This window comes from Streptomyces sp. NPDC057638 (assembly GCF_042800315.1).
In the GTDB taxonomy this organism is placed as follows: Bacteria; Actinomycetota; Actinomycetes; order Streptomycetales; family Streptomycetaceae; genus Streptomyces.
On sequence record NZ_JBHVHF010000437.1, the window covers coordinates 1 to 5,096 of the forward strand.

4 protein-coding genes are annotated in these 5,096 nt (G+C 73.6%); 2 read left to right on the forward strand and 2 right to left on the reverse strand.

What is annotated here, in order from left to right:
- Nucleotides 1-23 precede the first annotated feature (23 nt).
- A complete protein-coding gene (locus ACFVIM_RS32730; protein WP_384309293.1) occupies nt 24-1,235 on the reverse strand; it encodes a TerD family protein in 1,212 nt (403 codons plus the stop codon).
- A gap of 529 nt (nt 1,236-1,764) precedes the next feature.
- Complete coding sequence (locus ACFVIM_RS32735; protein ID WP_384309295.1) at nt 1,765-2,589, reverse strand: NAD-dependent epimerase/dehydratase family protein; 825 nt, start codon at nt 2,587-2,589, stop codon at nt 1,765-1,767.
- A 244-nt stretch (nt 2,590-2,833) separates the two neighbouring features.
- On the opposite strand from ACFVIM_RS32735, the gene ACFVIM_RS32740 reads away from it, so the two are divergent.
- Both ACFVIM_RS32740 and ACFVIM_RS32745 read left to right on the forward strand, forming a co-directional pair.
- Entirely contained in the window at nt 2,834-3,919 is a 1,086-nt protein-coding gene (locus ACFVIM_RS32740; protein WP_384309298.1) for a 5-dehydro-4-deoxyglucarate dehydratase, read from the forward strand.
- The gene (locus ACFVIM_RS32745; protein WP_384309301.1) at nt 3,916-5,076 is read left to right on the forward strand and encodes a hypothetical protein; all 1,161 of its coding nucleotides are present in this window, start codon (nt 3,916-3,918) and stop codon (nt 5,074-5,076) included. Before ACFVIM_RS32740 ends, ACFVIM_RS32745 begins: the two co-directional genes overlap by 4 nt.
- The last annotated feature ends 20 nt before the right edge of the window (nt 5,077-5,096 follow it).

The following is a 5,096-nucleotide window of genomic DNA, read 5'->3' on the forward strand; positions in this document are numbered from 1 at the left end:
GTGACAGACCCCGGCGGCGCGGATCACAGGGCCTGACCGGCCGGCTTCACCATGCCGCGCACGGTGCGGGACTTCACGAACTGTCCCATCGCGGTCATCTCCCACTCGCCCGAGAACTGCTTGATCAACTTGGCCATCATCACGCCCGTCTGCGGCTCCGCGCTGGTCAGGTCGAAACGGACCAGCTCCTCACCGGTCGCGGCGTCCATCAGCCGGCAGTACGCCTTGGCGACCTCGGTGAACTTCTGGCCGGAGAACGAGTTCACCGTGAAGACCAGTCCGGTCGCCTCGGCCGGAAGACGGCCCAGATCGACCGTGATCACCTCGTCGTCACCCGCGCCCTCGCCGGTGAGATTGTCCCCGGAGTGGCGGATCGAGCCGTTCAGGATCTGGAGCTTGCCGAAGTAGCAGCTGTCCAGGTGGTTGCGCTGGGGGCCGTAGGCGATCACCGACGCGTCCAGGTCGATGTCCTTGCTCCGATAGGCGGGCTCCCAGCCCAGACCCATCTTGACCTGGGAGAGCAGCGGACGGCCGCCCTTGACCAGCGAGACCGTCTGGTTCTTCTGGAGACTGACCCGGCCCTTGTCCAGGTTGATCTTCCCGCTGCCGGGGGCGGGAGCCGCCGCCGGGGCCGAGGGGGCGGCGGGCGCGACCGGGGCGACCGGGGCCGGGGGCGCCGGGGGAGCGACCGGAGCGGCGGGGGCCGGGGGAGCGACCGGGGCCGCGGCGGGCTCCTCCTCCACCGAGACGCCGAAGTCGGTGGCGATGCCCGCCAGCCCGTTGGCATAGCCCTGGCCGACCGCGCGGACCTTCCACGCGCCGTTGCGCTGGTAGATCTCCACGATCACCAGCGCGGTCTCCGCGCCCAGGCGGGGCGGGGTGAACGAGGCGATCACGGCGCCGCCGTCGGCCGCACGGACCGTGGCGGTCGGCTCGACGCCCTGGAACGTCTGTCCCGCGGCGTCCGGGCTCGCGGTCACGACGATCTTCTCGATGCCGGGCGGGAGAGCCGCCGTGTCCACCACGATCGCGTCCGGGGCGGTGCCGCCGCCGGAGCGATAGGTGACACCGGGGCCCGAGGGCTGGTTGTAGAAGATGAAGTCGTCGTCCGAGCGCACCTTGCCGTCGGAGGTGAGGAGCAGGCCCGAAACGTCGAGGCGCACGGGGGCGGCGACGTCCACCGACACGCGGGGGGTGGTGAGGGGGAGGTTCGAGCCGGGGGTCATTGCGGTCATGCCCTCCCAACGAGCGACCCCCCTCCCCCGTTCCCGCCCGCCCCGCCACCCGTGTCGCGCCCGCGCCGCCCGGGCCCGTCCCGTGCGGGCCAAGCCCCTGTGCGGGGCGCCCCCCGGTGTGGGCCGGGGCCCCACCGTTGTGGGCATCTGTTCCGCCAAGGGCGGAACGGGTGGGCACACGGGACCCCCTGCCGGGCAGGCGTTCCTGTCGCCCAGCCCCGCACCCGGCAACCCGGCTACGGACCCGCGCCCCCCGGTACGGGTCCCGCTGAGGGCCGCACCTCGTGTACGTACCCCCGTAGGGTCACGCCCGGGTGCGACGGCACGGCCTCGCAGGGGCCGGGGCCGAGTGGGCCCGGTGCCCGGGAGGTGGGCTTGTGCCCACCTCCCCCAGCCTCCGGCCGGGGGGACCTCCATCGCCCAGCGGAACGCCTGCCCGCAAGAGTGGGGACCGGCCGTGTCCAGCACGAGGGCTCAGGCCCGCAGGGGCGCGCGGTGCGTCATGTGGTGGGGGCGCCGGGGCCCTCGGTTAGTGGGGCCAGTGGGGTGGGGTGGTGATGAAGTGGCCACCGAGGTAGGCGTGGTCGCGGCGGCCCGGCTGGAGCTCGCCCTGCTCCGCCACCAGCTTCGCCGCGAACTGCTCCGAGTCGTCCTGCGGCTCGTACCCCAGCGCCCGCGCGGGCTCCAGGTCCCACCAGAGCCGGGTGTTGGCCGACGACCCGTAGACGACGGTGTGGCCGACCGGCTCCGCGGTGAGCGCGGCGTGGAAGAGCCGGGCGCCGTCGCCGGGGCTCATCCAGACGGACAGCATCCGCACGGTGGTGGGTTCCATGAAGCAGGAGCCGATCCGGATGGAGACGGTCTCGACGCCGTGCTGGTCCCAGTAGAGCTGGGCGAGGTCCTCGCCGAAGCACTTGGAGAGCCCGTAGTAGGTGTCGGGGCGCCGGGGCGTGTCGATGCGGATCAGCCGTTCGGGTGGGATGGGCGGTTCGCCCTCGGGCCGGGGGGTGAAGCCGACGGCGTGGTTGCTGGAGGCGAAGACGACCCGCCGGATCCCTTCCTCGCGTACCGCTTCGTACAGGTGGTGCGTTCCGGCGATGTTGGACTGGAGGATCTTCTCGAACGTGGACTCCAGGGAGATCGCCGCCAGATGGATGACCGCGTCCACGCCGCGTACGGCCTCGCGCAGCGCTTCCCGGTCGCCGAGGTCGGCGGTGATCGCCTCCGGTTCGCCCTCGATGGGGCGGGCGTCGAGGAGCCGGAGCTGGTACCCGTACGCGGGCAGGAGCCCTCGCATCAGTGTGCCGAGTCCGCCAGCGGCGCCGGTGAGCAGGACGGTACGAGGAGCTGACATGGATGGATCTCCTTGTGCTGCTCAGGTCCATAGACGGAATTCACATGTATGGACACGCTAGGGAGTGGCCGACAACACCGTCAAGTGTGGCGCGGAGGGTATCAATCCGCCTTTGGGTCGCCGTTTTCCGTCTTGACCGTCCACGCTCGGCGGCACTAGCGTGACGCCGTTCAGGGATATGGACATCGATCATAATCGTGCACGGATCCAGGGATCGGGCCCGTGTGCGGCCCAGGGAGCGCTCGTGATCACACCCTCGCTCGCCGACCGACTCGCCCAGGCCCGAGGACCGCTGTTCTTCCCCGTCACGGCGTTCGGACCGGACGGTTCTCTCGATCTCGACATCTACCGGACCCATGTGCGCCAGGGCGTCGAGGCCGGTGCGGCCGCCGTCTTCGCCTGCTGCGGCACCGGGGAGTTCCACGCGCTGAACCCCGACGAGTACGGCGCCGCTGTCGCCGCCGCCGTCTCCGTCACAGCGGGCGCGGTGCCCGTGGTCGCCGGGGCCGGGTACGGGACGGCGCTGGCCATCCAGTACGCGCGCGGCGCCGAGCGCTCCGGCGCCGACGGACTGCTCGTCCTGCCGCCCTATCTCGTCCTCGCCGACCAGGCCGGACTGGTGCGCCACTACACCGCGCTCGCCGCCGCGACCCCGCTCGACGTCCTCGTCTACCAGCGCGACAACGCCGTCTTCACCCCCGACACCGTCGCCACCCTCGCCCGCACCGACGGGATCGTCGGCCTCAAGGACGGCCTCGGCGACCTCGATCTGCTCCAGCGGATCATCAGCGGGGTGCGCCGGGGCGGCGGCGACGAGGACTTCCTCTACCTCAACGGGCTGCCCACCGCCGAACTCACCGGCCCCGCCTACCAGGGCGTCGGCGTCACCCTCTACTCCTCCGCCGTCTTCGCCTTCGCCCCCGATATCGCGCTCGCCTTCCACCGCGCCCTCGCCGACGGCGACGACGGGACCGTCCGCGGGCTCCTCGACGGCTTCTACGCGCCCCTGGTCGAACTGCGCAACCAGGGACGCGGCTACGCGGTCTCGCTGGTCAAGGCGGGTGTCCGGCTGGCCGGGCTCGACGTGGGCGGGGTCAGACCACCGCTGAGCGACCCCACCCCGGCGCATGTCACGGCGCTCGCCGCCCTCGTCGCGCACGGCCGGGCGCTGCTGGCGGGCGACGCCACCGACCCGGGCCCGGATCCGGGGCCTGGCTCCGGGCAGGCCGGTTCACCGGCTGGTTCCGGCTCCGGGCAGGCCGGTCCATCCGCTGGTCCCGGCACCGCGCCACGACCGTCCCTCACGGCGCCCGCCGGGGAGCCCGTATGAGGGCGGGCGTCTTCCTCTACCCCTGGGACGTCATCGGCGACCCCGACGCGCCCGCCCGTATCGCCGCCCTCGGCGTCCAGCAGGTCACCCTCGCCGCCGCCTACCACTCCACCCGCGCCCTCACCCCCCGCCACCCCCGGCACCGGATCGTCACCGCCGAGCACTCCGCCGTCCTCTACCAGCCCGACGACCGCTGGTCCGGCCGCGAGCTGCGGCCCTACCGCGCGGGCAGCTGGGCCCCCGGAGACGCGTACGGACAGGCCGCCGCCCTCCTCGCGGACGCCGGTCTCGACGTCCACAGCTGGGTGGTGCTCGCCCACAACTCCCGGCTGGGCGCCGAACACCCCGAGGTCTGTGTCGTCAACGCCTACGGCGACCGCTACCCCTGGGCGCCGTGCATCGCCCAGCCCGCCGTGCGCGCCCTCCTGGTGCAGCTCGCCGCCGAGGCCGCCGCCCGCCCCGGCGCCCACGGCACCGAACTGGAGTCCTGCGGCTGGTACGGCCTCGCCCATCAGCACGCCCACGACAAGACCGCCGGGGCCGGGCTCGGCGACGCCGCGCAGTACCTGATGTCCCTCTGTTTCTGCGCCGCCTGCCAGGACGGCTACGCGGGTCACGGCCTGGACCCGGCGCGCCTGCGGGACGCCGTCCGGGGCGCGCTGGAGCCGGTCTGGTCGGGCGGGGCCGCCCCGGACACGGGCATCGAGAAGCTGCTCGGCGCCGACGGGACCGCCGCCACCCTCGGCTTTCGCACCCGGACCGCCCGCGCCCTCCAGGAGGGCGCCGTCAACGCCGTACGCCAGTCCGCCCCGGAGGGCTTCCGGGTCCTGCTCCACGCCGACCCCGTCCCCTACCACTGCGGGGCCAACGCGGGCGTCGACCCGGCCCATGTCCTCTCCGTCGCCGACGGCGTGGTCGTCCCCTGCACGGACGGCCCCCGGCTCCTCGATCCCTTCGCGGCCCGGGGCGTTCCGGGCGCGGTGCTCGCCGCGAACCTGACGGTGGTACGGGGGATGGGCGGCCGTCCTCAGTCGCTGGAGCGGGACGCGGCGCGGGCCCGGGCGCGGGGGGCGACCGAACTGCGGCTCTACCACGCGGGGCTGGCCTCCCGGGCCGACCTCGCGGATGTGCGGCGGGCGCTGGCGCGACTGGGCTGAACACCCGGCCGGGGCGCGCC

Coding starts and splice junctions, on each gene's coding strand:
- ACFVIM_RS32730 (WP_384309293.1), bottom strand. CDS start 1,235: ATGACCGCAATGACCCCCGGCTCGAACCTCCCCCTCACCACCCCCCGC.
- ACFVIM_RS32735 (WP_384309295.1), bottom strand. CDS start 2,589: ATGTCAGCTCCTCGTACCGTCCTGCTCACCGGCGCCGCTGGCGGACTC.
- ACFVIM_RS32745 (WP_384309301.1), top strand. CDS start 3,916: ATGAGGGCGGGCGTCTTCCTCTACCCCTGGGACGTCATCGGCGACCCC.